Annotated in this window: 19 protein-coding genes and 3 pseudogenes; 12 read left to right on the top strand and 10 right to left on the bottom strand. The window is 72.3% G+C overall.

Translation table 11 applies throughout. The annotated features are described in order from the left end of the window. Positions 1-2 precede the first annotated feature (2 nt). Both OG357_RS35880 and OG357_RS35875 read right to left on the bottom strand, forming a co-directional pair. Positions 3-1,691, bottom strand: coding sequence for a glycosyl hydrolase family 8 (locus OG357_RS35880; RefSeq protein ID WP_329625075.1), 1,689 nt, complete (start codon positions 1,689-1,691; stop codon positions 3-5). 113 nt (positions 1,692-1,804) lie between these two features. After that, a complete protein-coding gene (locus OG357_RS35875) occupies positions 1,805-3,019 on the bottom strand; it encodes a S8 family peptidase (protein WP_329625074.1) in 1,215 nt (404 codons plus the stop codon). 354 nt (positions 3,020-3,373) lie between these two features. On the opposite strand from OG357_RS35875, the gene OG357_RS35870 reads away from it, so the two are divergent. Beyond that, positions 3,374-3,856 (top strand): GreA/GreB family elongation factor, encoded by a 483-nt coding sequence (locus OG357_RS35870; RefSeq protein ID WP_329625073.1) that lies wholly within the window; start codon positions 3,374-3,376, stop codon positions 3,854-3,856. A 174-nt stretch (positions 3,857-4,030) separates the two neighbouring features. On the opposite strand, the gene OG357_RS35865 is transcribed toward OG357_RS35870, so the two are convergent. Genes OG357_RS35865 through OG357_RS35855 form a run of 3 tightly spaced genes read right to left on the bottom strand, consistent with a single transcriptional unit; the run spans position 4,031 to position 6,477 of the window. Next, entirely contained in the window at positions 4,031-4,666 is a 636-nt protein-coding gene (locus OG357_RS35865; protein ID WP_329625072.1) for a DUF1345 domain-containing protein, read from the bottom strand. A gap of 3 nt (positions 4,667-4,669) precedes the next feature. Next, on the bottom strand, positions 4,670-5,485 hold the full coding sequence (locus OG357_RS35860; RefSeq protein ID WP_329625071.1) for a family 1 encapsulin nanocompartment shell protein: 816 nt from the start codon (positions 5,483-5,485) through the stop codon (positions 4,670-4,672). Continuing rightward, the gene (locus OG357_RS35855) at positions 5,482-6,477 is read right to left on the bottom strand and encodes a Dyp-type peroxidase (RefSeq protein ID WP_329625070.1); all 996 of its coding nucleotides are present in this window, start codon (positions 6,475-6,477) and stop codon (positions 5,482-5,484) included. Before OG357_RS35855 ends, OG357_RS35860 begins: the two co-directional genes overlap by 4 nt. A gap of 308 nt (positions 6,478-6,785) precedes the next feature. Between OG357_RS35855 and OG357_RS35850 the strand changes: the two genes are divergently transcribed. Further along, the gene (locus OG357_RS35850; RefSeq protein ID WP_329625805.1) at positions 6,786-9,056 is read left to right on the top strand and encodes an FdhF/YdeP family oxidoreductase; all 2,271 of its coding nucleotides are present in this window, start codon (positions 6,786-6,788) and stop codon (positions 9,054-9,056) included. Here OG357_RS35850 and OG357_RS35845 read toward each other — a convergent pair. From OG357_RS35845 to OG357_RS35835, 3 genes are all read right to left on the bottom strand, one after another. After that, positions 9,034-10,671 carry an FUSC family protein gene (locus tag OG357_RS35845; RefSeq protein WP_329625804.1) on the bottom strand — a complete coding sequence of 546 codons (1,638 nt, stop codon included), beginning with the start codon at positions 10,669-10,671 and terminating at the stop codon, positions 9,034-9,036. The genes OG357_RS35850 and OG357_RS35845 overlap by 23 nt on opposite strands. Positions 10,672-10,784: 113 nt before the next feature. Further along, the gene (locus OG357_RS35840) at positions 10,785-10,946 is read right to left on the bottom strand and encodes a hypothetical protein (protein WP_329625069.1); all 162 of its coding nucleotides are present in this window, start codon (positions 10,944-10,946) and stop codon (positions 10,785-10,787) included. A 32-nt stretch (positions 10,947-10,978) separates the two neighbouring features. Next, entirely contained in the window at positions 10,979-12,172 is a 1,194-nt protein-coding gene (locus OG357_RS35835; protein WP_329625803.1) for a molybdopterin molybdotransferase MoeA, read from the bottom strand. Positions 12,173-12,672: 500 nt separating this feature from the next. Here OG357_RS35835 and OG357_RS35830 point away from each other — a divergent pair. From OG357_RS35830 to OG357_RS35815, 4 genes and pseudogenes are all read left to right on the top strand, one after another. Beyond that, positions 12,673-14,847, top strand: a pseudogene (locus OG357_RS35830) (FdhF/YdeP family oxidoreductase); the annotation flags it as partial. Next, positions 14,847-15,080: pseudogene (locus OG357_RS35825) on the top strand (formate dehydrogenase accessory sulfurtransferase FdhD); the annotation flags it as partial. The pseudogenes OG357_RS35830 and OG357_RS35825, both read left to right, overlap by 1 nt. Position 15,081: 1 nt before the next feature. Next, positions 15,082-16,006: pseudogene (locus tag OG357_RS35820) on the top strand (LysR family transcriptional regulator). 68 nt (positions 16,007-16,074) lie between these two features. Beyond that, positions 16,075-16,512: a nitroreductase family deazaflavin-dependent oxidoreductase gene (locus OG357_RS35815; protein WP_329625068.1), complete on the top strand. Its 438-nt coding sequence runs from the start codon at positions 16,075-16,077 to the stop codon at positions 16,510-16,512. Between the two features lie 3 nt (positions 16,513-16,515). On the opposite strand, the gene OG357_RS35810 is transcribed toward OG357_RS35815, so the two are convergent. Next, on the bottom strand, positions 16,516-16,941 hold the full coding sequence (locus OG357_RS35810; RefSeq protein WP_329625067.1) for a MarR family winged helix-turn-helix transcriptional regulator: 426 nt from the start codon (positions 16,939-16,941) through the stop codon (positions 16,516-16,518). A 118-nt stretch (positions 16,942-17,059) separates the two neighbouring features. Between OG357_RS35810 and OG357_RS35805 the strand changes: the two genes are divergently transcribed. From OG357_RS35805 to OG357_RS35785, 5 genes are read left to right on the top strand one after another with little or no spacing between them, the layout of a single operon-like run. Continuing rightward, on the top strand, positions 17,060-17,824 hold the full coding sequence (locus OG357_RS35805; protein ID WP_329625066.1) for a crotonase/enoyl-CoA hydratase family protein: 765 nt from the start codon (positions 17,060-17,062) through the stop codon (positions 17,822-17,824). Next, positions 17,821-19,821 (top strand): acetoacetate--CoA ligase, encoded by a 2,001-nt coding sequence (locus OG357_RS35800; protein ID WP_329625065.1) that lies wholly within the window; start codon positions 17,821-17,823, stop codon positions 19,819-19,821. The genes OG357_RS35805 and OG357_RS35800 overlap by 4 nt, the downstream gene beginning before the upstream one ends. Further along, on the top strand, positions 19,818-20,702 hold the full coding sequence (locus tag OG357_RS35795) for a 3-hydroxyacyl-CoA dehydrogenase NAD-binding domain-containing protein (RefSeq protein ID WP_329625064.1): 885 nt from the start codon (positions 19,818-19,820) through the stop codon (positions 20,700-20,702). Before OG357_RS35800 ends, OG357_RS35795 begins: the two co-directional genes overlap by 4 nt. Before the next feature lie 8 nt (positions 20,703-20,710). Beyond that, complete coding sequence (locus OG357_RS35790) at positions 20,711-21,592, top strand: amidohydrolase family protein (protein WP_443066777.1); 882 nt, start codon at positions 20,711-20,713, stop codon at positions 21,590-21,592. Positions 21,593-21,651: 59 nt separating this feature from the next. Then, complete coding sequence (locus OG357_RS35785; protein ID WP_329625063.1) at positions 21,652-22,566, top strand: adenosine kinase; 915 nt, start codon at positions 21,652-21,654, stop codon at positions 22,564-22,566. On the opposite strand, the gene OG357_RS35780 is transcribed toward OG357_RS35785, so the two are convergent. Further along, on the bottom strand, positions 22,563-23,915 hold the full coding sequence (locus OG357_RS35780) for a cytochrome P450 (protein WP_329625062.1): 1,353 nt from the start codon (positions 23,913-23,915) through the stop codon (positions 22,563-22,565). The genes OG357_RS35785 and OG357_RS35780 overlap by 4 nt on opposite strands. A gap of 225 nt (positions 23,916-24,140) precedes the next feature. On the opposite strand from OG357_RS35780, the gene OG357_RS35775 reads away from it, so the two are divergent. Continuing rightward, positions 24,141-24,839, top strand: a complete 699-nt coding sequence (locus OG357_RS35775) for a VanZ family protein (RefSeq protein WP_329625061.1) — start codon at positions 24,141-24,143, stop codon at positions 24,837-24,839. The last annotated feature ends 7 nt before the right edge of the window (positions 24,840-24,846 follow it).

Raw genomic sequence — 24,846 nt, 5'->3', positions numbered from 1 at the left:
GCCTACGGGACCCAGTGGTTCCCGGAGGCCGTGATCATGACCTGGAGCTGGATGCTGGCCGAGAAGTAGCTGCTCGTGTCGACGGGGGTGGCCAGCATCTTGTTCCAGAGGGCGTCCAGCCAGGCCTGGCTGCCCGGGTCGGTCATGGCCGCCACGGCGAACGGCGCGAAGAAGGCGGCCTCGCTGCCCGCCGAGATCTGGGTGCCGTTGAGCTGGTAGCCGATGGCGATCTTGTTCGGGTCTCCGCCGGTCTTCGTCTTGATCCAGCTGTTGAGCTTCCGCGCGGCGGCGAGCGACGTGGCGTCCCCGCTGGTCACCGCGTCGTCCGCGATGCGCCACGGGGTACGACACGCGTTCCACCAGTACGCGCCGTCGTTCGGGTCCTCCAGGACCTGGCCGGGGGCGGGCTTGGGCGTGGTGTTCGTGTCGACGACGAAGTCGGGCAGCAGGCCGGTGCCGGACGCGTACGTCGACTGGAGCCGCGATATCTGGGTCTGGTGCGCGCTGCGCACGGCGTCCCAGGTCGTGTCGCCGGAGGCCGTACGGAAGGCGCGGAAGTGGTCGACCATCCAGTCCGAGGTGCGGGAGATGTAGTAGTACTGGTCGCCGGAGCTGCTCCAGTCGCCGAGCTTCAGGAGCTTGGTCGTCGGGTTGAGCTCGTCCTTCTTGATCGCGGCGATGTGCTTGAGCGCGAGGTCCTTGTAGTCGTACGTGCCGGCGCTCCCCCACTGCTTGTCGGCGAGGAGCAGGCCGTAGGCGACGTCCATGTCGCCGTCGGTGGCGCCGTCACCGCCGTTGACGCTCTTGCAGGCGACGTCCTGTTCGGCCGCGAGGAGGTTCGGGTTGATCGAGGACGGGTGGTCGATCTTCCACTTCACGAGACCGTCGAAGATCTTCTTCGCGTCGGGGTCGGCGCCTGCCATCGTCGCGGCGACGACCATGCCGTAGCCCTGCGCCTCAGCGACGTACGGGTGGTCGGCGTCCGGCGAGATGATCTGGTACCAGCCGTTGCCGCAGTTCTGCCGGACGAAGGCGGCCTTCCACTTGTTGTAGTACTCGACGACCTTCTGGTCGACGGTGGCCTGCGCGCCGGAGGGCTTCAGCGTTCCGGCGGTGTACGGCTTGAGGTGGCTGCCGAAGGGGACGGCCGGACCGCCGGGGACACCGCCGCCGGTCGGAGCGCCGTAGACCTCGAACTCCCAGAGGGAGTAGCCGTACGGCGTGCCGCGCGTGGTCCCGTGCATGCGGAGGTACCGGCCGCTGCCGGAGACCGTGAGGTCGTCGACGCCGCCGTCACCGGTCGTCGTCGCGTAGACGTCGGTCCAGTTCGAGCCGTCGGCCGAGGTCTGGATCCGGTACGCCTTGCCGTAGGCGGCCTCCCAGTTGAGCTTCACCCGGGAGACGGTGTGGCTCGCTCCGAGGTCGATTCTGACCCACTGCGGGTCGACGCCTTCCAGACTGGCCCAGCGGGTGCCGGTGTTGCCGTCCACGGCCTTGCCGGCCTCGAAGCCCGCGGCCTCGACGGACGAGGCCGTCACCGGCTTTCCGACGGAGACCAGACTGTCGGCGGCCGCCGCCTGATCCTGCGCGCGCGGCTGCGCCTGGGGTTGTGCCTGTGCCTGCGGGATCGACACCAGGGGCAACGCCAGCAGTCCGGCGAGCCCGAGAAGCGAGACGCTTCGTCGACGCATGACAACTCCCTTTCCTTCGCGGCTCATTCGTTAGGAAGTTTTCCTAACCATTGAGCCGCGAGGGTAGAGAGGGTCGGGGATCCGCGCAAGACCCCCGACCCGTCACGTACGCGCTACGGGACGAGCCGCAGGAGGCGGTTGGGCGAGCCGCTGCCCGGGCTGGTCACCTTGTTCGGGGTCGAGCCGTTCACCAGAGCGGTCGCGACCTGCGCCGGAGTGGCGGAGGTGTGCCCCGCGAGATACACGGCGGCGGCGCCCGCGACGTGCGGGGTGGCCATCGAGGTACCGGAGATCGTGTTGGTGGCCGTGTCGCTCGTGTGCCAGCCCGCGGTGATCGAGACGCCGGGGGCGAACAGGTCGAGCACCGAACCGTAGTTGGACCAGCTCGCCTTGGCGTCCGTGTTGCTCGTGGCGCCGACCGTGATGGCGGCGGCGACCCGGGCGGGGGACGTGGAGGAGGCGTTGACACCGGAGTTGCCGGCGGCGACCGCGTAGGTGACGCCGTCCGCGATGGAGTTCTTCACCGCGTTGTCGAGGGCGGTGGAGGCGCCGCCTCCGAGGGAGAGGTTGGCGACGGCGGGGGCCCCCGCCGTGTGGTGGGAGGTGACCCAGTCGATGCCCGCGATGACGCCGGCGGTGGTGCCGGAGCCCGCGTTGTCGAGGACGCGGACGGCGACGATCTTCGCGGCCTTGGCCACGCCGTACGTCGATCCCGCGATGGTCGTGGCGACGTGCGTGCCGTGCCCGTTGCCGTCCTGGGCGACCGTGTCGCCGTCGACCGCGTCGTACCCGTTCACGGCCCTGCCGGCGAGCTGGGCGTGCGAGATGCGGACGCCGGTGTCGATGACGTACGCGGTGACGCCGGCACCCGCCGAGTCGGGGTAGGTGTACGTGCCGTTGAGCGGCAGGTTCGCCTGGTCGATGCGGTCCAGGCCCCAGGGGGCGTTGGTCTGCGTCGCGTCGGCGCGGTAGATCTGGTTCTGCTCGACGGAGGCGACGGCGGGGTCGGCGGCGAGGCGGCGGGCCTCCGTCGCACCGAGGGTGGCCGTGTAGCCGTTGAGGGCGGAGCCGAAGGTCTTGCCGACCGTGCCGCCGTAACCGGCTATCAGGTTCCGACCCTTGGAGGAGGCGGCCTTGAAGCCCGCACCCTGCTTCAGGGTGACGATGTAGCTGCCGGGCACCGCGTCGGCCGAACCGGCCGCGAGGACGACGCCCTCGGCGGGGGCCGCCTGGGCGGGGACGGCGGCGAAGGTGCCGAGCACTGCGGCCGCGGTCGCGGCGGACACGGTCAGGGCGAGCCGGGCCTTGGTGTGCTGAGGGAGTGCCATGCGAGGGAGTCCTCCTCTTCGGCGTCGCGCCTCGTGTGGGGCGGCGCAACTGTGGGGGGCGCGTGTGGGTCACACGCACGGCCGGGAGCCGTGTGGGGCGCTCCGGATGACCAGCAGCCTCTCCGGTCTACGGGCGTAGCTCAAGGGAGTTGGGCGCTTGTCATGCATCTGCCATACTCCCGCAATCGAACTCCCGTCGAACCCACGGAAAACGCCCACCGCACCGCCCCGGGAACGCGCGTCGAACTGCCCGGCGACCCTGGGCGTAATGCCCTGATTCGCCTGATATCTTCGGCTTGCCGTGACCAATCCGCGGCACGCATCCGTGCCGACCGCTGCCCGACGGGATCAGACATGACCGGTGGACCCGAGCCCCTCAGCGCCATCACCCGTGCGGCGTTCGAGCGCGAACTCGCCGACCTGCGCGCCGAACGCGAAACGGTCGCCGTGACCTTGCGCGACGGCGGCGGCGATCAGGTGGGCGACCGCGCCGACCAGGCCGACGAGCTGCAACGCGTCACGGAGCTCCAGCGCCTGGACGCGCGCATCACCGACATCGACGCGCGACTGCGTGAGGGCTCCGTCGCCGGTCCGCCGAACACCGACGAGGTCGGCGTCGGCAGTTCCGTGACCGTACGGTTCGCGGACGGCGTGGAGACGACCGTCCAGATCGGCGAGGTCGCCGAGGTCCTGGACGCCACGATGGTCACCGCCGACAGTCCGCTCGGCCGCGCACTGCTCGGCCACCGCGCAGGCGACACCGTCACGTACGACACGCCCGAGGGACGCACGAGCGCGGTCGTACTGGCGCTCGGCGACGCGAACGGGGACGGCTAGGGCCTGTCCGGCGGATCAGGGTCGGATAGGTCGCGGTGTCTGGTGCGGTGCATCGCAAGGCGCCGGAGCGCACTAATAGCGGAGCTATTCGGGCGTTTCGGCAACGCGGCGAGGTGCCGTGCCAGACACCGCGACCCCGGCCATGATCCGCCGGACAGGCCCTAGGGCGCCGGCTCAGCCCGTGACGATGCCGGTCACCAGGTTGATCGTGGTGGCCAGGATGCTGGCGCCGAAGACGTACGACAGCAGGCAGTGGCGGAGGACGATCGCGCGGAGTGAGGACGTCGAGACGTTCGTGTCGGAGACCTGGTAGGTCATGCCGAGGTTGAAGCTGAAGTACAGGAAGTCGCTGTACCGCGGCGGGTCGTGGGTGTTGAAGTCGATGCCGCCGCCGGGCTGTACGGCGTAGTAGACGTACGCGTAGCGGGCCGCGTACATCAGGTGGAGCGCCGCCCAGGCCATGAAGACGCCGCAGAGCGCCGTCGCGGCGGCGGCGTGGCCCAGGTCCGAGTGGCCGACCAGGAGCATCACGATGATGCCGACGAGGCCGCACACGGCGGTCCCGACGACGACGAGTTCCTCGACGACGGGCCGGAACTCCTCCCGCCGGACGTTGCGATGGGTGGTGGCCGCGTCCATGGGCCAGAGCACGAGCCACCCCGTGACGACGAAGAGGGTCTCCGCCGTGGCGATGCCCGCGAGGATGCCCAGCGGCGTGTTCGAGAGAGCGCCGACGACCACCCCGATCGCCGCCCCGACGACCGTACTTCCGACGAGCCGTGGGACGGCGTCGGCCAGTCGGCGGTTCACGGCTCAGGCCTCCAGGACGACCACGGCCTCGTCGGTATGGGCGAGGAAGGTCAGCGTCTCGTGGAAGTACAGGTGGATGTCGTCCGCGTCGTGACCCGTGTAGCCGATCGCCACGTCCTGGCCGAGCAGCAGCTCGAAGTCGCCGCCCCGGGTGGAGAGGAGGAAGCCGCCGCTGAGGGCCGGCGCCCAGATCGGGGAGCCGTCGAGCATCCGGCCCAGGTGGGCGGCGATCGGGTAGCCGTGGTCGGAGGTCTCGCTGACCGCCCGGTACTGGTCGGCGCCGAGCAGCAGCGCGTACGGCCCGTCGACGCCGACGAGCCGCAGCGCCGTCAGGGCCCGGCTGACCGCGTCGGGGTACTCGCGCGGCTCGGCGGGCAGCCGCAGCACCGGGTTGGAGGAGCGGGAGCGCAGTCCGTCGACGCCGGCGGCGCCGTACCCGTCGAAGATCGTCCGGTCCTCGACGTACGCCATCGTGCGCGCCGCGTCCTTGACGGGCTGCCAGTCGGAGTCCTTGGAGCCGCGCTCGACGTCGTCGACGGCGGCCCGGGAGACGGTGAACGGTACGCGCAGTTCCACGATCGGCCTCGCCTCGCGCAGCCGCGCCGAGACACCGGGCGCGGGCGGCGCGATGTCGGCGAGGTGGCCGACACCGACGGCGGCGAGCCCGGGGCCCGCCGGGTCGGGCACGTCGACGACGCGACGGCCGGCGACGTGGCGCCGGAAGGTGCGGCGGGCCTCCTCCTCGATCTCCGCCCAGGCCGCGGGGGTGATCGGGGCGAGTTCTCGGTGCAGGTTGTTCGTCACGTCGGGAGTCGTCATGACGCGGGGGCTCCTTTCAGGCTGCCGATGCCCAGGGAGTCCCCGGGGCGCGCGGCGCCCGCGGACGGGGCGGCGGGGAGATCGTCGAGCAGGTCGGCGCTCGGCACGAAGAAGAGGCAGCCGGTGACGGCGCGGGAGAAGTCGAGGATGCGGTCCGTGTTGCCCGGGGGATCCCCGAGGAACATGTTGCGCAGCATCCGCTCGGTGACGGCGGGGGTGCGCGCGTAGCCGATGAAGTAGGTGCCCAGCTCGCCGCTGCCGACGCGTCCGAACGGCATGTTCTGGCGCAGGATCTGCTGCTCGACGCCGTCGTCGTCGACGACCGTGTTGAGCGCGACGTGCGAGTCGGCCGGCTTGACGCCGTCGGGCAGTTCGACGTTGGCCTGCTTGGTGCGGCCGATGACCCGCTCCTGCTCCTCGACGGTGAGGGAGTCCCAGGCGGTCATGTCGTGCACGTACTTCTGCACGACGACGTAGCTGCCGCCCCGGAAGTCGGGGTCCTCGTCGCCGATGAGCACCGCCTCGGCGGCGGCCGTGCCCGCGGGGTTCTCGCTGCCGTCGACGAAGCCGAGCAGGTCGCGCTCGTCGAAGTAGGTGAAGCCGTGCACCTCGTCGACGACCGTGACCGCGCCGGCGAGGCGGTCCAGGATCAGCCGGGCCAGTTCGAAGCAGAGGTCCATGCGCCGGGCGCGCAGATGGAACAACAGGTCGCCCGGGGTCGCCGGGGCGCGGTGGCGGGGGCCGCTCAGGGGCGGGAAGGGGTGCAGGTCGCGCGGGCGCGGTTCGCCGACGAGCCGGTCCCAGGCCTCCGATCCCACGCCGGCGACGCAGCTGAGCGCGGATTCGGGGGAACGGAACGCCACCGAACGGGTCAGACCCGCGAGGTCCTGGAGTGCCTCCCGTACGGCCGCCTCTCCGCCCGGGGCGACGGTGGCCACCAGGAAGACGGCCGCCTGGGAGGAGGGCGTGATGACGGGCTGAGCGACGACCATGGGACTCCCGTCGAGCAGGACAGATTCATATAAGAAGGATTTCTGGAGCGGCGTCAGCGTAGCCGCGCGCGGAGCAGCCCGCCTGCCCGGCCGGACGGGCCTCCGGGCGGTGGACGGGCATCCGGACGGTGGCCGGGGTCGAGTGGCAGCGGGTACCGGCCCGGCCTAGCCTGCCGGAGAGAGCCGTTTCGCCTCCCCGTGCCCGATGGCCGGAAGGGTTGAGAGTCGTGAATGCTGCCGACCGCGACGACCAGGAACGCCCGGAGCGCTCGGGGCTTGCCGAGCGGCCCGCGCATCCGGAAGCCCGTGTGGGGCCCACGCCCGAGGGTGAACCGGAGTTCCGCCCGTACCACCACCCCGCGGCCGGCTGGGGCGCGGCCAAGAGCGTGACGCGCTTCCTCGTCGCCGAGGGCGCGCTGGTCGACGGCCCCCGCGCGATCATGAAGATGAACCACGAGAACACCGGGTTCGACTGTCCCGGCTGCGCGTGGCCCGACGACACCAAGGGCCTGCACCTCGACATCTGCGAGAACGGCATCAAGCACGTCACCTGGGAGATGACGAGCAAGCGGGTCGGGCGCGAGTTCTTCGCCGCCCACTCGGTCACCGAGCTCGCGGGGTGGAGCGACTACGACCTGGAGAACCAGGGCCGGCTGACCGAGCCGATGGTCTACGACCCGGACACGGACCACTACGTGCCGATCAGCTGGAAGGACGCCTTCGAGGTGGTCGGCCGCGCCCTGCGCGAGCTGGACAGCCCCCATCAGGCGGCCTTCTACACCTCCGGCCGGCTCGGCAACGAGGCCACGTTCCTCTACCAGCTGATGGCCCGCGAGCTGGGCACGAACAACCTGCCGGACTGCTCGAACATGTGCCACGAGGCCAGCGGCCGGGCCCTCCAGGCCTCGCTGGGTACGGGCAAGGGGACCGTCGACCTGAAGGACTGGGAGAGCGCCGACGCGCTGTTCATCCTGGGGGTCAACGCCGCCTCCAACGCACCCCGGATGCTCACCGCCCTCGCGGAGGCGCACCACAGGGGCGCGCAGATCGTGCACGTCAATCCGCTGGTCGAGGCGGCCGCCACCCGCACCATCGTCCCCCACGACTTCCTCGACATGGCCCTCTTCAAGACGACGAAGACGAGCACCCTGAACCTCCAGCCGCGCATCGGCGGCGACATGGCGCTGCTGCGCGGCATGGCCAAGGCGATCCTGGAGCAGTCGGAGACCGACCCCAAGGCGCTGGACCGGGAGTTCATCGACCGGCACACCGCCGGCTTCGACGAGTACCGCGCGGTGTGCGAGGCCACGTCGTGGGAGCAGCTGGAGAGGCAGTCCGGGCTGAGCCGCGCCGACATCCTCGCGGCCGCGCGCGTGTACGGGGAGGCCGACCGCTCCATCGTCAGCTGGTGTCTGGGCGTCACACAGCACGAGCACGGTGTCGACACCGTCCGGGAGATCGTCAACCTCCTTCTGCTGCGCGGCAATCTGGGCCGCGAGGGCGCGGGCCCCTCCCCCGTCCGCGGCCACAGCAACGTCCAGGGCAACCGCACCTGCGGCATCGACCACCGCCCCACCGACGCGTTCCTCGACCGCCTCGCCGAGGTCTGCAGGATCGACCCGCCGCGCGAGCACGGTCTGGACACCGTCCGGGCGATCCCCGCGATGCACAACGGCGACATCACGGTGTTCGTCGGCATGGGCGGCAACTTCGCCCTCGCGGCGCCGGACACCCCGTACACGTACGCCGCACTCGCCAACTGCGACCTCACCGTGCAGGTGAGCACCAAGCTCAACCGGAGCCATATCGTCCACGGCCGCCGGGCCCTGATCCTGCCGTGCCTCGGCCGGACCGAGAAGGACCATCAGCGCAAGGGGATCCAGAGCACGTCCGTCGAGGACTCGATGAGCATGGTCCACCTCTCCGTCGGCATGAAGCGCCCCGCGTCGCCGCATCTGCTGTCCGAGCCGGCCATCGTCGCGGGCATGGCGCGCGCGGCGCTGCCGGGGAGCGAAACGCCGTGGGAGTGGTACGTCGAGGACTACGACCGCATCCGCGACACCATGGCCCGGGCCCTCGACGGCTTCGAGGACTTCAACCGGCGGGTCCGGCTGCCCCTCGGCTTCCGCATCAAGCAGCCCGCGCGGGAACTGGTCTTCCTCACCCCGTCCGGACGCGCCGAGTTCTCCTCTGCCGCGCTGCCCGACGTCGTTCCCGCCCCCGGCACCCTGGCGCTGGGCACGATGCGGTCCCACGACCAGTGGAACACCACGATCTACTCCGACAACGACCGCTACCGGGGCGTCAAGAACCTCCGGACGCTCGTCTTCATGAACCGGGCGGACATGCGCGAACGCGGCATCCCCGACCTGGGGCCCGTCGACATCACGAGCACCGCGAAGGACGGCAGCCAACGCTTCCTGCACGGCTATCTCGCGGTCCCGTACGACATCCCCCGGGGCTGCGCGGCCGGCTACATGCCGGAGATGAACGTGCTGTGCGCGCTCGGCGACTACAGCACCCAGAGCGACCAGCCGATCATGAAGCACGTGAAGGTCACGATCGGCCCGGCGGCCTGACGATCCGATCGAGGAGCCGGTACGCGCGCTGCTCCGCGGCGGCCAGTTCGGTGGGGTCCATCTCCGCGGGCCAGAGCTCGCCCGCCGCGGCGTCGTCGGCCTCACGGAGCTCCACGACGGCCGCCGCGAGACGCGTCTGTACGAGCGGGAACGACGCCTGTGGCCCCTCGGCCAGGGCGTGTTCCGCGCGGTCGGCGGCGTCCGTGCACGCGGCCAGCGCGCGCTGCGCCCGGACGGCCGCCCGGTCGTGGACGACGAGCAGCGCGCAGACCAGGGCGATGCCCATGCCGAGGACGCAGCTCAGCGCCCGGTCCTGGACGAGCGCTTCGGCCGGGGAGTCGGCGGCCAGGTCGGTCAGGAGCAGGGCTAGCGGTGTCAGGAAGACGACGCCGAGACCGTAATTGCGGGCCACCACGTATTCGAGCAGGAACTCCAGGAGCACGATCACGAGGACCAGCACGACGGGTTCGGGGTGCGCGGCCAGCACGCCGAGGGCGAGGGCCAGGCCGACGACGGTGCCCAAGGTGCGCTGGACGGCGCGCTGGGTCGCCGTACGGACGTTGACCGAGTGCAGGACGGCGGCGGCGGACACGGCCGCCCAGTAGCCGTGGCCGAGGCCGAGCAGGAGGGCCGCGCCGCCCGCGAGACCGGTGCCGAGGACCATCCGCAGGGCGGGGACGAGCAGGACCGAGGCGTGCGTCTCGGCGCTTCTGCCGCCCGTCAGCAGTTCCGCCGCGCGGAGTTCGGCGGCGCGGCGGGTGGTGGGGGCCGGCGGCGCCGGGTCGGGGCCGGTGTCGTCCCTGGCCAGGGCGGACAGGAGCGCGAGTTCGGGCAGGAGTCCCGGGTCCCGCCGGCGACGGCTCACGAGCAGCCGGACCTGGGCGCGGAGGGAGCGGGCCAGGCCGGTGGGGTCGTCGGACGGGCGGCGGGCGATGCCGATGAGCAGGGACCAGGCGAGGTCGGCGAGCCGCAGGCAGGTGCCGTCCCGGTCTCCGCGGACGGCGTCGGCGGCGGTCGGGGGCACGCGGCCCAGTGTCCGGTACGCCTGGAGGACGGCGGCGGTCGCGCGGTGGCGCGGGAGCCCGCTGTCGTACGCCGTGCCGGTGGTCGCCTGGAGGTCGAGGAGGTCCGCGAGCTCGCGGAGCGCCGCGGCGACGGCGAGGCGCTGCGGTCGGTCCGGGTGCACGAGCCGGCCGGACACCGCGAGGACCCAGGCCACGGCGGCGCCCGACGCGGCCAGGGCGGTGTGGGGCAGGACGTCGGCCGTCGTCGAGGAGCTGTTGGCCGCCACGGCGAACGAGAAGAGCAGCAGCACCGCGCCGAGGCCGCTCAGGCGGGCCGCGTCACAGGCGAGCTTGGCGAGCCCGGCCACGACGGCCGTCGCCGCGACCACCACGGCGGCGCCCGCTCCCCCGCCGGCCGGTTCGGCCCACGCCGCGAGCGCCGAACCGCCGCCCACGCACGCGGTCATGGCCACCGCGGCGAGCGCGAGCACGCGGGCGCGTCGCGCGTAGGGCAGATTGCGGCCGAAGGTCGTGGTGAAGGACCCGAGCATGGCGTAGACGGCCAGGTCCGCCCGGCCCGCGAGGGCCATCGGCATAGCGGGCAGCGCCATCGCGAGGGCGGCCCGCAGCGCGAAGGACAGGGCGCCGTCCACACTCTGCAGCGCGAGCGCGCCGCGCGGGGAGAGCGCGCTCCGCGCCCGGCCCGCCGTGCGCCGCAGGCCGTTCAGCACGCGCCGACCCACTCGTCCGCGCGATGCGGGCAGGAGGCGGCCGTGGGGTCGGCGGCCACCGCCGCGTACACCTCGTCGGAAGAGAGCGGGGTGTCGCGTACGACGCGGAGGCAGCGGTGGACCGGAGCGTCGGCGGATGCGGGGCGGTACGTCATCGGGGTCTCCACGGGGATGGCTCGTCCGCTCTTCACGGTCCCGGTACGTCCAGGACCTCGACGTCGGCCCCGGCCGGCACGCCGCCGGGCGGGACGACCGCCAGGCCGTCGGCCACCGCGAGACCGCGCAGCATCGCCGGTCCGCCGAACGGCAGCGGCGCGACCCCGCGCGCCACGCGCCGCACGGGGAGCAGCCGGGTGTCGTGCGCGTGCCCGGGCAGCGCCTCGGCGGCGGTCGTCCGGTACGGCGCGGGGTCCGGGTCCGTGTGGCCGCCGAGGCGGCGCAGCAGGGGTACGGCGAGGGTGACCGTGCCGGCGACGGCGGCCAGCGGGTTGCCGGGCAGCCCGACCAGGTGGCGGGACCGGCCGTCGGGGGACGGCGGCAGTTCGGCGAGCAGCATGGGGTGGCCGGGCCGTACGGCGACGGAGTCGACCAGGAGGCGGGCGCCCAAGTCGCCGAGGGCGGCGTGCAGATGGTCCACGGGCCCGGCGGCCGTGCTGCCGGTGGTGACGACGACGTCGGCGGCGGAGTCGCGCAGGGCGTCCCGCAGCCGTCCGAAGTCGTCCGCCAGGAGACGGCGGCCGGTCACCTCCGCTCCGAGGCGGGCCAGCCACGGCGGGAGGAGCGGGCCGAGCGCGTCACGGACGCGTCCGTCGCGGGGCGGGCCTGACTCCAGCAACTCGTCGTCGAGGACGAGGAGTTCCACATGGGGGCGCCGGTGGACGGCCAGCCGGTCGTAGCCGGCCGCGGCCGCCAGGCCGACGACGGCCGGGGTCACGGCCGTCCCGGCGGGAAGCAGGGTGTCGCCCGCGCGACACTCCTGCCCTCGCGCCCGGACGTCACGGCCGGGGCCCGCGCCACCGGCCGCCGGGCGTCCCGAGCGGTCGAGCAGCATGCCGTCGTCCGTCCGTGTCTCGCCGTGCTCCGTGCGCAGTACGCCGCTCGCTCCCGTCGGCAGGCGGGCGCCGGTGGCGATGGCCACGGCGGTGCCGTGGCCCAGCGGTTCGGGCCGGCCGCCCGCCAGGACGCGGCCGTCCCGCAGCCGCCACGGCCCGGGTCCGGCGACGGCCCAGCCGTCCATGGCCGAGGTGTCGAACGGCGGCAGGTCGGTGAGGGCCGTCAGCGGTCCGGCGAGGGCGTGGCCGAGAGCCGCGTCGAGCGCGCGGGTCACGACGGGCAGCGGCTGCGCGGCGCGGGCACGGGCACGGGCCTGCTCCCACGCCATGGGGAGACCCGCCGTCGTAGGCGCGGGCACGAGTGCAGGCAGTGGCGCGGGCACGGGTGCAGGCGCGGGCTCAGGTACGGGCTCAGGTACGGGCGCGTGCTCAGGAGGCCGCGCGTTGGCCGAGCCGAGCAGCCTTTCGAGGGCGAGCTCCCTGTCCAGTTCGGCCTCGGCCGCGGCGATCCACTGACGCATCTGGTACATCCGGCTCCCCTTCAGTCGTGCGGTGCCGGAATTCACTGTCATTCCTGCCGGCCGGCGAAACCGGAACAATCACCCGCCGATCACCTTCGGCGCATTCCCCCGGGAAGTCAAAGAGGGATTCTCGATGGGTTCATCGGCGGCGCCTATCCGACCACAGAACCCCTGTACACAGCCGTGCGACACATCGATAGGCCGCGCCTGTCACCTCATCGGAAACACCTCTTTGACATTGCCCGGGAAATCCCACGAAGCTTCCCCCCGCAGCGCGAGCCGGAATTCGGAAAGAGGCAGAGCGGAACATGAGTGTCATCGAGGACCCGAGCGACGACCTGAAGGTCACCGCGCCCAAGACCTGGGCGACGGGCCTGCCCGCCGTGACGCACGCGCTGGAGTACTCCCTCGGCCAGACGTCCCCGCGCCGCACCGCGCTGACCCTGCTGAACATCAACCAGCCGAAGGGCATCGACTGTCCTGGCTGCGCCTGGCCGGAGCCCCCGGCGGGCGAGCGGCACCGGAACGAGTACTGCGAGAACGGCGCCAAGCACATCAACGACGAGGCGACCTCGCGCCGCGTCACCCGGGAGTTCTTCCGCGAGCACTCGATAGCCGAGCTGGACGGGAAGTCCGACTACTGGCTCAACCAGCAGGGCCGGCTGACCGAGCCGATGGTGAAGCGCCCCGGCGCGACGCACTACGAGCCGGTCGGCTGGGACGAGGCTCTCGGGCTGCTGGCCGCGGAGCTCAAGGCGTTGTCCTCCCCCGACGAGGCCCTCTTCTACGTCTCCGGCCGGCTGAACAACGAGGCCGCGTTCCTCCTCCAGCTCTTCGCCCGCGCGTACGGCACCAACAACCTGCCGGACTGCTCCAACATGTGCCACGAGTCGAGCGGGTCCGCGATGTCGGAGGCCCTCGGCATCGGCAAGGGCAGCGTCTCGCTCGACGACATCCACCACGCCGACCTGGTCTTCGTCGTGGGCCAGAACCCGGGCACCAACCACCCGCGCATGCTCTCCGCCCTGGAGGAGACCAAGCGCAACGGCGGGCGGGTCGTCGCGGTGAACACCCTGCCCGAGGCCGGTCTCCTGCGCTTCAAGCACCCGCAGAAGGCCCGCGGGATCATCGGCCGGGGCACGCCGATCGCCGATCAGTTCCTGCACATCCGCGCGGGCGGCGACCTCGCGCTCTTCCAGGCCCTCAACCTCCTGCTCCTGGAGGCCGAGGACGCCGCGCCGGGGACCGTCCTCGACCACGACTTCATCCGGGCCCACACCACCGGCTTCGACGAGTTCGCCGAGCACGCGCGGAAGACGTCCTGGGACGACGTCCTGCGGGCGACCGGGCTGACCCGCGAGGAGATCGAGGAGGTGCACGAGCGGGTCCTGCGGAGCGGGCGGATCATCGTGTGCTGGGCCATGGGGCTCACCCAGCACAAGCACGGAGTGCCCACCATCCGGGAGGTCGTCAACTTCCTCCTCGCACGCGGAAACATCGGCAGGCCCGGCGCCGGCGTGTGCCCCGTACGCGGCCACAGCAACGTCCAGGGCGACCGCACGATGGGTGTGTGGGAGCGCATGCCGCAGGCGTTCCTCGACGCCCTGGGGCGCGAGTTCGGCTTCACCCCGCCCACCCGGCACGGGCTCGACGCGGTCAACGGCATCCGCGCCATGTACGAGGGCCGGGCCAGGCTCTTCCTCGGTGTCGCCGGGAACTTCGTCCGGGCCACGCCCGACAGCGCGGTCACCGAGGAGGCGATGCGGAAGTGCCGGCTCACGGCGCACGTCTCCACCAAGCTCAACCGCTCGCACACCGTCTGCGGCGACACGGCCCTCATCCTGCCGACCCTGGGCCGCAGCGACCGGGACGTCCAGGCGGGCGGCGAGCGGTTCGTGACCGTCGAGGACTCCATGAGCGACGTGCACGCCTCCCGGGGGAAGCTGCCGCCCGCCTCCCCGCATCTCCTCAGCGAGGTCGCGATCGTCAGCCGGCTGGCCCGGCTGACCCTCGGTGACGAACCGTCCATACCCTGGGAGGAGTTCGAGGCCGACTACGGCACGATCCGCGACCGGATCTCACGGGTCGTACCGGGCTTCGAGGACTTCAACGCCCGGGTGGCCGTGCCCGGCGGCTTCACCCTGCCCAACCCGGTGAACGCGCGGGTCTTCCCCACCCCGAGCGGCAAGGCGGTCTTCACCCGGAACGCGTTCACGATGCCGCACGTCCCCGAGGGCCACCTGCTGTTGCAGACGCTGCGCTCGCACGACCAGTGGAACACCGTCTGGTACGCGCCGAACGACCGCTACCGGGGCATCCACGACGCGCGCCGGGTCGTCCTCGTCAACCCGGCCGATCTGGCGGCCCTCGGCCACGCCGACCGCGACACGGTGGATCTGGTGAGCGTCTGGCACGACGGCAGGGAGCGCCGCGCGGAGGGCTTCCGGGTCGTCGCGTACCCCGCGTCCCGCGGTTCGGCGGCGTGGTGAGCGGACGGGCGTCGTTCGAGCTCGTGCAGAAGGCCGCGATGGCGGGGATCCCGCTGCTCGCGGCCGTGTCGGCGCCCTCGTCGCTCGCCGTGGACCTGGCCGAGGAGAGCGGTCTCACCCTGATCGGGTTCCTGCGGGGCGCGTCGATGAACGTGTACACCGGGTCCCAGCGGCTCGGGGCGGTGACGCCGATTGGCGTTCCGCCGGAACCTCGGGTAGACCCGTGAGGTGCTGTTCCGTCAACTCGAATATCTGGTGGCCCTTTCCAGGGAGCGTCACTTCGCACGCGCCGCCCAGGCTTGCCACGTCTCCCAGCCCGCGCTCTCCGAGGCCGTACGGAAGCTGGAGGAGGAGCTGGACGTCCCGCTGGTCCTGCGCGGCCGTACGTACGAGGGCCTCACGCCCGAGGGCGAACGGATCGTGGTGTGGGCGCAGCGGATCCTCGCCGACCGCGACGCCCTCAAGAGCGAGGTCGGTGCCCTGCGCAGCGGGCTCGGCGGCAGGATCCGGATCGGCGCGGTGCCGACCGCGTCCGGGGCGGTCGCCCAGCTGACCGCGCCGTTCTGTCTGGCGCATCCGCTGGTCACGGTGGAGGTGATAGCGGACCTCCAGTCGGAGGACGTGCTCCGGCAGCTGCGGTCCTTCGAGATCGACGCCGGGATCACGTACCTCCACAAGGGGCTCGCCGAGGGCTTCCGGTCGGTCCCGCTGTACGAGGAGCGGTACGTGCTGCTGACCGACGCCGCCGACGGCCTCGTCCATGTGACGACGGCGACCTGGGCGGAAGCCTCGCGGCTGCCGCTGTGTCTGCTGACCGAGGCCATGCAGGGGCGTCAGGTGCTCGACGAGGTGTTCGCGGAGGCCGGGGTGCGGCCGTCGCCGCGGGTCGAGACCGATTCGGTCGCGGCCCTCTTCGCCCATGTCCGGACGGGCCGGTGGGCGAGCGTCGTGCCGCACACCTGGCTGCACGTCTTCGGTGCCGCACGGGATGCGGGCGGTGCCGCTGGCCGGGCCCGCGCGCACGGTGCCGGTCGGCCTGGTGACCGTCGCCCGGGAACCGGGCTCGGTCATGGCCCGGGCGCTCACGGAGGTCGCCCGCCGGACGGATGTCGCCGCGGCCTTGGAGCGGCTGCCGGGGGACCCCGCGCCGTAGCCTGTTCGCATACCGGCTGCGCCTGCCGGTATGCGGACGATGCGGACGATGCGGACGAAAGGACAGCCATGCCCCTCGAAGGTGAGTACGAACCCAGCCCGACGACATGGGTGCGCAACCAGGTCGAGCTGTACGAGTCCTCCGGCGGCACGAAGGGCACCACGATGCGGGGCATGCCCGTGGTCCTGGTGACGAACGTCGGCGCGCGGAGCGGCAAGCTCCGCAAGACGCCGCTGATGCGCGTGGAGCACGAGGGCGCGTACGCGCTGGTGGCGTCGAACGGCGGGGCGGTGAAGCACCCCGTCTGGTATCACAACCTGGTCGCCACTCCCCTGGTCGAGCTGCGCGACGGCCCGCGGACCTGGGACATGAAGGCCCGTCTGGTCACGGGCGAGGAGCGGCAGGCGTGGTGGGAGCGGGCGGTCGAGGCCTTCGCCGACTACGCGGGCTACCAGCGGAAGACGGACCGCGAGATCCCGGTCTTCGTGGTCGAGCCCATCAGCTAGCCATCATCCGAGCGCCGCGCGGGCGCGGTTGAGGAGGTCGCGGAAGGTGGCGCGCTCGCGGGCGGTGAAGCCCGTGAGCATCTCGTCCTCCAGGTGCTGGACGGCCGGCGCGTGGAGGGCGAGCAGGGCGCGGCCCTCGTCGGTCAGGCTGATGACATGGCGCCGCCGGCTCGCCGGGTCCGGGGACCGGGTGATGAGGCCGCGCCGCTCCAGGGCGCCGACCAGGTCGGACATCGACTGGGGCGTGACGAAGGAGTTGCGGGCGAGCTCCGCCGAGGACATGCCGTCCCGGCGTTCGAGCACGGTCAGCGCCGTGTACTGGAGGGCGGTCACGCCCGCGGGCCTGAGCAGTTCGTCGAGCCGGGCCCGGGTCGCCAGCTCGACCTGTTTCACCGAGTACAGCAGAGACGGCGGAGCGGCGTCCGTCACATCCCCTCCCCTTCTCACCATCATCAGGAATCCTGTCGAAAATTCTAGCGCAACCCCCCTTGCCTGACGGCGGGGCATCCTCCGATACTCAGGATTCCTGATGATTGAGGAGTCCTTCTTGAGCACGCTTTCGATCGACCGCCGCGACGGAGTGGCGGTCCTGACGCTCTGCCGCCCGGCCAAGCGCAACGCCCTCGACGACGCCACGGTGCTGCGCATCGAGGAGTTCTTCCGGAAGCCGGGACCCGACGTCCGGGCCGTCGTCCTGGACGCCGAGGGCGACCACTTCTCGGCCGGCCTCGACCTCGGCGAGCTGACGGAGCGGTCCACCGAGGAGGCTCTGGAGCACTCGCTCATGTGGCACCGCGTCTTCGACACCGTCGAGGGCGGGCGGGTCCCCGTGGTGGCCGCGCTGAAGGGCGCCGTCATCGGCGGCGGCCTGGAGCTCGCGGCCTCCGCGCACATCCGGGTCGCCGACCCGTCCGCGTTCTACGCGCTGCCGGAGGGGCAGCGCGGGCTGTTCGTCGGCGGTGGCGGCTCGGTCCGGATCCCCCGGCTGATCGGCGCGCACCGGATGGCGGACATGATGCTCACCGGTCGCGTCCTCGACGCCGCCGAGGGCCAGGCCGTCGGCCTCTCGCACTACCTGACCGACGAGGGCGGGGCGCGCGCCAAGGCCCTGGAGCTCGCGGAGCGGATCGCGGCCAACGCGCCGCTGACCAACTTCGCCGTCCTCCAGGCACTCCCCCGGATCGCCGAGGCCTCGCCCGCCGGCGGCCTCCTGCTCGAATCCCTCATGGCGGCCGTCGCCGCAGGCAGCTCCGACGCCCAGGAGCGGATGCGGGCGTTCCTCGACGGCCGCGCCGGAAAGGTCACCCGATGAGCGAGATCCTCAGCACCCCCGGCCCCCGGGTCAGGGACGAGTCGGAGATCGGGCGCTACCTCCGCTGGCTGGAGTCGGAGCGGCAGCTGTCGTTCCCGGACTACGAAAGCCTCTGGCAGTGGTCCGTCACCGACCTCGACGGCTTCTGGTCCTCCATCTGGGAGTTCTTCGACGTCCGCCCGCACACCCCGCCCACCGCCACCCTGGGCCGCAGGTCGATGCCGGACACCGAGTGGTTCCCGGGCGCGACCCTCAACTACGCCGAGCACGCCCTCCTCGGACGGGAGGGGTCCGACGACGACGCCGTCGCGGTCGTCGCCCACTCCCAGACCCGGGCGCCGGTCGAGCTGACCTTCGGCGAGCTCCGCGACCAGGTCGCCCGGGCCCGCGCCGGGCTCCTCCGCCTCGGCGTCCGCAAGGGCGACCGGGTCGTCGCCTATCTGCCGAACATCCCCGAGACCCTGGTGGCGTTCCTCGCCACGGCGAGCATCGGGGCGGTCTGGGCGGCCTGCGCGCCGGAGTTCGGGCCGCGCAGCGTCGTCGACCGGTTCGCACAGCTCGAACCGAAGGTGCTGCTCACCGTCGCCGGCTACCGCTACGGCGAGCGGGACGTCGACCGCCGTACCGAAGTGGCGGAGATCGCCGCGCTGCTCCCCACCGTGGAGCGGGTCGTCCACGTCCCGTACGGCCCGAACGCGCTGCCCGACGCGCTGGGCTGGGCGGCGCTGCTCGCGGAGCCGGCCCCCGGGCCGGTGCCCTTCGAGCCCGTGCCGTTCGACCATCCGCTGTTCGTGCTGTTCTCCTCCGGCACCACAGGCATCCCCAAGGCGATCGTCCACCGCCACGGCGGGATCCTCCTGGAGCACCTCAAGAACAACGCGCTGAGCTGGGACCTCAAGCCGGGCGACCGGATGCTCTGGTTCAGCACCACCGCGTGGATGCTGTGGAACACCCTGGTCTCGGCACTGCTCGTGCGCGCCTCGATCGTCATGATCGACGGCAATCCGGTCCACCCGGAGCTGCGGGAACAGTGGCGGATCGCCGAGGAGACGGGGGCGACGCTCATGGGCGTCAGCCCCGGCTACCTGATGGCCTGCCGCAAGGCCGGGGTCCGGCCCGCCGAGGAGTTCGACCTGTCGCGGCTGCGGCAGCTCGGCGCGGCGGGCAGCCCGCTCGCCGCCGACGGCTTCCGCTGGGTGGCCGAGCAGTTCGGCGACCGGGTGCTCCTGAACGTCGGCTGCGGCGGCACCGACGTGTGCACCGGCATCCTCCAGGGCGGCCCGCTCCAGTCCGTGCGCGCCGGGGAGATCTCCGGCCCGTGCCTCGGGGTCGCCGCGTACGCCTACGACGGGGAGGGGAAGCGGGTCGTCGGCGAGCTGGGCGAGCTGGTGATCACCGAGCCGATGCCGTCGATGCCCGTCGGCTTCTGGGGCGACACGGACGGCTCCCGCTACCGGGCCGCGTACTTCGAGGAGTACCCGGGCGTGTGGCGGCACGGCGACTGGGTGCGGTTCTCGCCCGAGGGCCACTGCGTCGTCGCCGGCCGCTCCGACGCCACGCTCAACCGGGGCGGGGTCCGGCTCGGCACCGCCGAGTTCTACGCCGTCGTCGAGGACCTGCCCGAGGTCGACGACAGCCTCGTCGTCCACATCGAGGACCCCGAGGGCGGCAACGGCGAGCTGCTGCTCTTCGTCGCGGGCCCCGTCGAACTCGACGACGCCCTCCGTACGAAGATCGCCCGCACGCTGCGGTCGGCGCTCTCGCCTCGGCACGTCCCCGACGTGATCGAGCGGGTGCCCGCCGTCCCGCGCAACCGCACCGGCAAGAAGCTGGAGGTGCCGGTCAAGCGGATCCTCCTCGGCGCGGCCCCCGAATCCGTCGCGAGCACCGACGTCCTCGCCGACCCCCGCTCGCTCGACACCTTCGTGGCGTACGCCGCCACGCGCGGCGGCGCGGCGAAGCCCGGGAGCACGACGAAGCCCGGGAGCGCGTCATGAGGGTCGCCGTCGTCGGAACCGGCGTCATCGGCGCCTCCTGGACCACTCTCTTCCTCCGGTACGGGCACGAGGTCGTCGCCACCGATCCCGCGCCCGGCGCGGAGGCCGGGCTCCGGGCGGCCGTCACCGCCGACCAGACCCGGCTGACGTTCACCGCGGACCTCGCCGAGGCCGTCGCGGACGCCGGCTTCGTCCAGGAGAGCGGCCCCGAGCGCCCCGACCTGAAGGACGAGCTGTTCGCCGTACTCGACGCCGCCGCCCCGCCGGAGACCGTCCTGGCCAGCAGTTCCTCCGGACTGCTGCCGTCGCGGATCCAGCGGGCCTGCACGGCCCACCCCGAACGGGTCCTCGTCGGGCACCCGTTCAACCCGCCCCACCTCATCCCGCTGGTCGAGGTCGTGCCGGGCGAGCGGACGGGCGAGGCCGCGGTGGAGGAGGCCATGCGGTTCTACCGAAGCCTCGGCCGGCGGCCGATCCGGCTGCGCCAGGAGCTGCCCGGGCACGTCGCGAACCGGCTCCAGGCGGCGCTGTGGCGCGAGGCGTACTCCCTGGTCGACCGGGGCGCGGCCAGTGTCGCCGACATCGACACGGCCATCGCCCACGGCCCCGGTCTGCGCTGGGCGCTGCTCGGGCCCTTCCTCAACCAGCACCTCTCGGGCGGCGCGGGCGGCATCGCGCACGTACTGGAGCATCTCGGCCCGCCCATGGAGGAGTGGTGGGCCGACCTCGGAGCGCCGCGCCTCACGCCCGAGCTGACCCACAAGATCACCCAGGGCGTCGCCGAGGAGCTGGACGGGACCGCCGAGGCCGACGTCGTCGCCGCGCGCGACGCCCTCCTGACCCTCCTGCTCGACGCCAAGAACCGGACCGACCACCTGTGAGCACCCCGATGACCTCTCCTCTCAATTCACTGAATCCCGACGCTCTGACCGCGATCGACTTCCACGTCCACGTCGAGCAGGACGCCCATGGCCATCTCGCGCTCGACGCGGAGCTGATGGACGCCTCGGCCGCGTACTTCAGGTCCGGCCAGGACCGCACCCCGACCGTCGAGCGTCTCGCGGCCCACTACCGCGAACGTCGGATGGCCGCCGTGATCTTCACGGTGGACGCCACGACGGGTCTCGGCCACCCGGCCCTGTCCAGCGAGGAGATCGCCGCGGCCGCGGCCGAACACCCCGACGTCCTCATCCCGTTCGGCTCGGTGGACCCGCACCGTCCGGACGCCGTCGACCGGGCCCGCGCGCTCGTCCTCGACCACGGCGTCCGCGGCTTCAAGTTCCACCCGAGCCTCCAGGCGTTCGCGCCGAACGCGCCCGAGCACTACCCGCTCTACGAGGTGCTCCAGGAGCTGGGCGTCCCTGCGCTGTTCCACACCGGGCAGACCGGCATCGGCGCGGGTCTGCCCGGGGGGCGCGGCATCAAGCTGCGCTACTCGGACCCGATGCTCCTGGACGACGTCGCCGCCGACTTCCCCGGCCTGACGATCGTCCTGGCGCACCCGTCGGTGCCGTGGCAGGACGAGGCGATCTCCATCGCCACCCACAAGGCGAACGTCCACATCGACCTGTCGGGCTGGTCGCCGAAGTACTTCCCGCCGCAGCTCGTCAAGGCGGCCGGCTCGTTCCTCCGCCACAAGGTGCTGTTCGGCTCGGACTTCCCCGTGGTGACGCCGGACCGCTGGCTGGCCGACTTCGACGCCCTCGACATCAAGCCCGAGGTCCGGCCGCTGATCCTCAAGGAGAACGCCGTACGCCTTCTCGGCCTCTGACGTCATGCAATATCTTGCTGCAACAGTCAGCAAGGTATTGCCCGTCGAGAGGAGCAGCGATGACCGGCGAGTACGACGTCCTCGTCCTGGGAGGGTCGGGCGTCGACACGATCGTGTACGTCCCCGAGCTCCCCCTGCCGTACGCCGACAGCTACATGATCCGTCCGGGCATCGAGACCCGGGCGGGGCAGACCGGGGACTTCGTCGCCCTGGGGCTGAGCTCCCTGGGCCTGCGGACGCACCACCTCGACATGATCGGCGACGACGCCCAAGGGGACCTCGTCCGCGCCTTCCACCGCGACCGAGGCATCGGCTTCACCGAAGTGCCGCTGCCCGGGGGGACGAAGCGGGCCGTCAACCTCGTCGGCCCCGACGGGCGGCGGCTCTCGCTCTACGACGACAGCCGCTCCCACCCGTCGGACCGGCTCCCCGAGGAGCTGGTCCGCTCCCTGGCCGCGAAGAGCCGCCACGCGCACGTCTCGATCACGTACCCGTGCGCCTTCGCCCTTCCCCAGCTGCGCGAGGCGGGTCCGACGATCTCCACGGACCTGCACGACTGGGACGGCGAGAACCCGTATCACGAGCCGTTCGCCTACGGCGCGGACATCGTCTTCGTCTCCACCACGGCCCTGGTGGACCCGGAGAAGACCATGCGGCGGATCGTGGAGCGGGGCCGGGCCGAGGTCGTGGTCGCCACCGCCGGGACCGAGGGCGCGTATCTGCTGACCGGCGACGGTCTCTTGCACGTCCCGGCCGTCGCGCCGCGCGCACCGGTGGTCGACTCCAACGGCGCCGGTGACGCCTTCGCCGCCGGCTTCCTCTTCGGCCTGCTGACGGGCGAGGCCCCGTCCCGGTGCGCGCTGTTCGGCGCGGTGGCCGGCGCGTACGCCTGCACCGTCCCGGCGACCGGGAGCGACGCCGTCGACCGCGCGACCCTGCTCCGGGAGACCACCGAGCCGACGCCCCGCCCCTAGCCGGCGGGCGTCGCGGTGCGTGGTCGTGCCCGCATGTGGAGGTCGCGGAGTTCGAGTGTCACGGCTGCGGCAAGGCGGCCCCGGTGGCCCGGCACGTGCTCCAGGCGCCAGCGGGCGGCGATGGTCGCGAGGGCGAGGGTGGCCTCGACCATGCTGAAGGAGTCGCCGATGCACTTGCGGGCGCCCGCGGCGAAGGGGAGGAAGGCGTGGCGCGGCGGTCGGGGGTGCGGGGAGGCCCAGCGGTCGGGCGCGAACGTTTCGGGATCGGGGTAGAGGTCGGGCCGGTGGTGGATGAGGTAGGGGCTGTAGGCGACGCTGGTCCCGGCCGGGAGCAGGTGCCCGCCGAGGTGCGTGTCGGCGGTGACCACGCGGGTGAAGAACCAGCCCGGCGGGCGCAGCCGGAGGGTCTCGGTGACGACGCGCTCGGTCAGTGGCAGGCGCGGCAGGTCGGCGTGGCCGGCCGGCGCGCCGCCCAGGACGGTGTCGACCTCGGCGTGCAACCGCTGCTCGATCTCGGGGTGGCGCGCCACCAGATCCAGTGCCGAGGACAGTGTGGCGGCGGTGCTCTCGATACCGGCCAGGATGAACGAGACGACCGTGTCGCTGATCTCGGCGCCGGTCATGCCCGGGCGGTCGTCCTCGGGGTCGTGGGCGGCCACCAGGGCCGAGAGCAGGTCACCGTAGTCGGCGCCATCGGCGCGGCGCTGGGCGATGACGCGCTCGACGGTGTCGTGGAGGCGGGCGCGGGCGGCGAGGTGGGCGCGATTGCCGGGGGTGGGCAGTCGATCCAGCGGCGGGATCAGGAACATCCGCTGATAGAGGCTCTTGACCACGGTGGCGACATCGTCGACGAGCCGGCCGTGCGCGGCCGCGGGCAGGGTGTCGGAGAACAGCGTGGCGGTGATGATCCTGGAGCTGGTCGCCATCATCTCGGCGGGCACGTCAAGGACCTGGCCGGGACTCCAGGAGTCGGTCGTCTCCTGTACGCAGGTGGTCATCGCCCGTGCGTAGTCCGGGAGCCGGGCCTGGTGGAAGGCAGGCTGGGACAGCCGCCGCAGCCGGCGATGCGCTTGATGCCGGCAGGAGATCACGCCGTCGCCGATCACTTCGCGCAGGCGGTCGTACAGCGGGCCGCCCTTGTCGTAGACGCGGTCGTCCAGCAGGGCTTGCCGGGTCAGTTCCGGATCGCAGATCACGATCATGGTGAGGGGGCCGAGCCGGATGCGGACCAGCTCGCCGAGGGCGGGCAGCGAGTTCAGGAACGCCAGCGGATCCCGCAGCAGCGGCACGACGTGCCCGATCAGGGGCAGTGCACGGGGAGCGACGGGGATCGAGGGGAAGTCCTTCATGACGCGCTACGGCTCCTCTTGTCTCGCCCGGTCTCGCCCGTACACGCGTCGTATCTAGCCCAGCCTCTTGGCGCCACATGTGACCGGCGCGGAAAGCGGCAGGTCAGCGGCCGTCACCCGGATCACTGTCAGGTTGACGGCCTGCGGCGGCGAGCCAGGTACGTATCGCGGACGTATCGAAAAACGCCTACGCCGCCGCAACAGCCCTCCCGCTCCAATGAGGGCATGAACCACGACGCGTCCCTGTCGGCACCGCCCCACCGCACGCGCAGGACCGTGCTTCTCGGTCTGGCGCTCCTCGGCGTGGCGAGCGCCCTCTTCGTCATCCGCGGCCCGCTCCTGATGTCCGCTCCGAGGTGCATGGCGGGGCGGTGGCACGGCTGCTTCGACACGTTCAACGGTGTCGTACTCATGACCTTGGTGGCAGTGCCGGTGTCCGCGCTGGTGGTGTGGGCTCTGGCGCACCGTCGGCGTACAGCGGGCGTGACCTGGGCGTGGCGGATGTCGCTGGCCGAGGTGGGCATGGTCCACGGCACGGTGCCGTTCCTCTGGATGACGATGATGCCGGGCGGCGGGGCCGGCTTCGTCCCGGCCCGGGTGAGCCTGGTACCGCTGCGGGACCTGGTCACGATGGGGCCCCTCGGGATCGGCGGCAACCTGCTGGTCTTCGCGGCGCTGGGGTTCTTCGCCCCGATGCGCTTCGCGGCACTGGCGTCCGTGCCGCGGGTCCTGGCCCTCGGGGCGGGCTGCTCGGTCCTGGTCGAGACCGCCCAGTACGTCCTGCGGCTCGACCGGGTGTCCTCCGTGGACGACGTCCTCGTGAACGCCACCGGCGCCCTGCTGGCCGCACTGGCGTCGCGCCGCTGGTGGCGGCGTCCGGCGGGCGCGTCCCTGCATACGTCGGCGATACGTCGTGCTGCTTAGGCTTCGG

Origin of the sequence: Streptomyces sp. NBC_01255 (assembly GCF_036226445.1) — a bacterium.
GTDB lineage: Bacteria > Actinomycetota > Actinomycetes > Streptomycetales > Streptomycetaceae > Streptomyces.
The sequence above is the reverse complement of the archived record's forward strand: the minus strand, read 5'-3'. Positions and strand labels throughout refer to the sequence as shown.